Here is a 3,159-nt window from a genome sequence, read left to right as displayed (position 1 = left end):
CGGTCCCATTCCGAACCCGGAAGCTAAGACCCACAGCGCCGATGGTACTGCACCCGGGAGGGTGTGGGAGAGTAGGACACCGCCGGACAATCATTAACAGGGAAAGCCCCGACCACGACGGTCGGGGCTTCCCCCATTTAACCAACAAATGGTGCAAGGCCCAGTTTGACCAGACGCGCGCCCAGGCTCAAGCCAAGACAAAGGCCTCCACTATGGAGGCCTTTCGTCGTTAAACCTGTTCAGGAACCCCAACGGGCTCATGGCTGGCGCCGATGATCAACCACTCGAAGCCTGCCACCAACCCCAGGACCACGCCCTCCCGGCCGCCGAGCTCAGCGGTAGACGCGATCACGCCGAGACGTCGGCCGTGGAGCCGCGCGATCTGTTGATCCCGAGGTCTTGAACGTCCCACCGCTCGTGCTCCCATGAATGCCGGCCCCGAATGACCGTGGGGCAGGGCGTGGGGCATTGTCACCCCGCCTGGTGTCGCCCCTCAGGGACGGGAGCGCCCCGAGGTGTTCAGGACCGGACGACGAGCAGGGGCCTGCGGGTGCCGCAGTTGACGTTCGACTGTCCCGGCCGTTGATTCAGGAGCATTCGCATTCCCCGGCAATGGTGGGGCTGTGGTTTTGTATCTGTGTCCCGTGGGTGTGCTCACTTCCAGTTCATGTCTGCCGCCGGGGAGCGTTTGTGTGTTCCAGCCGGGGTTTTCTTTGGTGTGGTTACAGGCTTCGCAGAGCCCCGCGCCGTTGGCGAGGCTCGTGGCACCGCCGTTGTGCCAGGGGACGATGTGATCTATGTGGCGGATGGGCGCGTCGCAGTAAGGCGTGCGGCAGGTGTCGTCCCTGGTTTCGATGAAGCGCCGCATTCCGGGTGGGAAGAGCCGGGCTTTGGAGTCCATGGCCAGCAGTTCACCGGAGGAAGGTGCGGTGTAGAGGCGGCGGAGCAAGACTCTAAAGTCCTTGCCCTCGTTGGACTTCGGGCTCACCTTGGACTCTGCGCTCACCTCAGCCTGCCCCGCGGCTCCGGCTCCGGCTCCGTCTTTCGCCTCTGCCCCAGCTGGCTCTCCGGCGATGAGGGTTCTGGCCCATTCGGCGGGGACGATTCCGTAGCCCTGGAGCCGTGCTGGTTCGCTGTCGCCTTGGAAGAGGGTCCGGTCGGTCATGACGAGCTGCACGTTGACGCCGCTGATCCCGTCTGGGGTGCCGGTGAGGCGTTCGGTCAGGGTGTCGGCCATGACCTGGCCCCGGGTCCGGGTGTCCCCGCCGGAGCGGGCGGAGTCCGCGTGACGGGTGAGCGCGGCGTAGGCGGCGACGCCTTGGGCGACCGGAAGCAGTGCGGTGAGGATGGTCATGGTGTCGGGGGCCGGGAGGAGGCTGACGTGCCGTTCGGACGCGGCATGGGCTGCGCGCTGGGTCACCGAGCGGGGGTCCCGCCGGTAAGCTGCGGCTTTCGCGGCGGCGATGATGGTTTTGTCTCCGGCGCCGTCGAAGGTTCCGGTGTCGGGGGCGAGTTCCTCATCAACGGCTACCCGGTCTTCGACGGACAGGCACGCTGTTTCCTTCACCAGCAGAGTGGCCCGCCATTCGTTCAGGTGTCCGGTTTCCAGGGCGGCCATGGTGCGCGGCATCTCCGAAACCAGTGCCTTCGCCAGTCCGAGGAGCCGGGACCCTTTGTTCGGTGACTCCCGCCGGGCCAACGCGATCTGCGCGCCCACACCCTGGCCCTGCTCAGCTGAGGAGACACCGGCAGAGGCTTGTTCGCGGCGCTGCGCCAGGTCAAACGCCACCGACGCCCGCGCCTGCAAAGCCGCGATCGCTGACTTCACGTCCTCCAAACCACGAATCTGATCAATCAACTCATTGCTGGCCGCGGCAACGCGGAAAGCGCCCACCCGGACAAGCAGCTCCTCAGCGTCAGAGCGACGGAAGCCGGGGCCGGTGAAATCGCCGCTCCCAGGTACAGGCACAGTGGAAGCCACCCTGGCTGCTTGCAGCTCGCGAAACCTGTCCATGGAAAACACTCTTCCAGCACGGTCGATCCGGCAGCAGGCACCAATTCACCTATGTGGAAAAGCTGAAGGGTGAGGAACCTCGCGCGATCGCTAGTCTGCTGACGTCAAAGTATTCAGGCGCTCGTTGTCTTAGAGGCCTTCGCGGCTGCTTTGGCTGCTTGTTTGCTTGCCCGAACTTTGACCAGGGAGTCTGGATCCACGATGTCCGCGACAGAGAGGTATGAACCCTCCTCGCCGTAGTGCCCAGCCGCTTCCCGCCATCCGTTGGCTTGAAGGCCACATTGCTTTCCGAGGAGGGCAAGGAAGATCTTAGCCTTCTGCTCTCCGAACCCAGGCAAGGCCTTGAGCCGGCGCAATACTTCGGCGCCATCCGGATTGCCACTTGTCCAGATGGCTGCAGCGTCTCCGTTCCAATCCCGGTGCACGGTTTCGGCGAGGGCTTGGACCCTGCCGGCCATGGAGCCTGGGAAGCGATGCACAGCAGGGCGTTCTTTGAATACCTCTACGAAGCCTGCGGGGTCGTAGTCTGCGATCGTGCCTGGATCCAGTGATCCGAGGCGCGCACGGATCTTTTCCGGACCGGCAAACGCCGACTCCATGGTTACCTGTTGATCAAGCAACATTCCGGTCAGCAATGCGAACGCATCGTCACTTAACAGCTGATCGGCGGCGGCATCTCCTGTGATGTGCAGTTCCATGCGTCCCATCCTCCCACCAGTGCGCACGGTCGTCATCGGGAGTGGTCACGTTGGCCAGGTTGATGAACGAGCGGAGTTATGCCCGACGGCGGGGCTGTCGCCAGTTTTTGGGGTGGTGTTCGGGGGGTGTTGGGGTTGTGTTGGGTGGTTGTTGGGGTGGATTTGCGTTGGGGGTGTGGGGCGTGTATTGTTTTCTGAGTCGCCGGGTGCGAAACGGAAAGCCGGAAGGTGTGTACGGTTCGGTAGGCGGCCAAAAATAACTCTTCTTTTCCAATGGCCCTTGTTGGGTGCGCTGTTGTTGTGGTGCGCTGTCCGGGGTGATGTTTTGGGGGGTCTGTTGTTTGAGAACTCAATAGTGTGCCAAGTTTGTTGATGCCGATTGTTTTATTGATTGGTTGAAATTATGGCCAGGCCGTTGCGCACCCCCGTGTGTGGTGGTTTGGTTTT

The 3,159-nt window shown here is 62.9% G+C and carries 3 protein-coding genes and 1 rRNA gene; 1 reads left to right on the top strand and 3 read right to left on the bottom strand.

All coding sequences use genetic code 11. The annotated features are described in order from the left end of the window. A 5S ribosomal RNA gene (gene rrf, locus AB4Z15_RS24885) occupies positions 1-88 on the top strand; the annotation flags it as partial. A 141-nt stretch (positions 89-229) separates the two neighbouring features. Here rrf and AB4Z15_RS24880 read toward each other — a convergent pair. From AB4Z15_RS24880 to AB4Z15_RS24870, 3 genes are all read right to left on the bottom strand, one after another. Then, positions 230-412 (bottom strand): hypothetical protein, encoded by a 183-nt coding sequence (locus AB4Z15_RS24880; protein ID WP_442019396.1) that lies wholly within the window; start codon positions 410-412, stop codon positions 230-232. An 81-nt stretch (positions 413-493) separates the two neighbouring features. Next, entirely contained in the window at positions 494-2,014 is a 1,521-nt protein-coding gene (locus AB4Z15_RS24875; protein WP_442019395.1) for an HNH endonuclease, read from the bottom strand. Positions 2,015-2,127: 113 nt separating this feature from the next. Continuing rightward, complete coding sequence (locus AB4Z15_RS24870; protein WP_442019394.1) at positions 2,128-2,721, bottom strand: HhH-GPD-type base excision DNA repair protein; 594 nt, start codon at positions 2,719-2,721, stop codon at positions 2,128-2,130. Positions 2,722-3,159: the final 438 nt, after the last annotated feature.

The organism is Paenarthrobacter sp. 2TAF44 (assembly GCF_052114885.1).
Lineage (GTDB): Bacteria > Actinomycetota > Actinomycetes > Actinomycetales > Micrococcaceae > Arthrobacter.
This window is presented reverse-complemented; position numbering and strand designations above follow the sequence as displayed.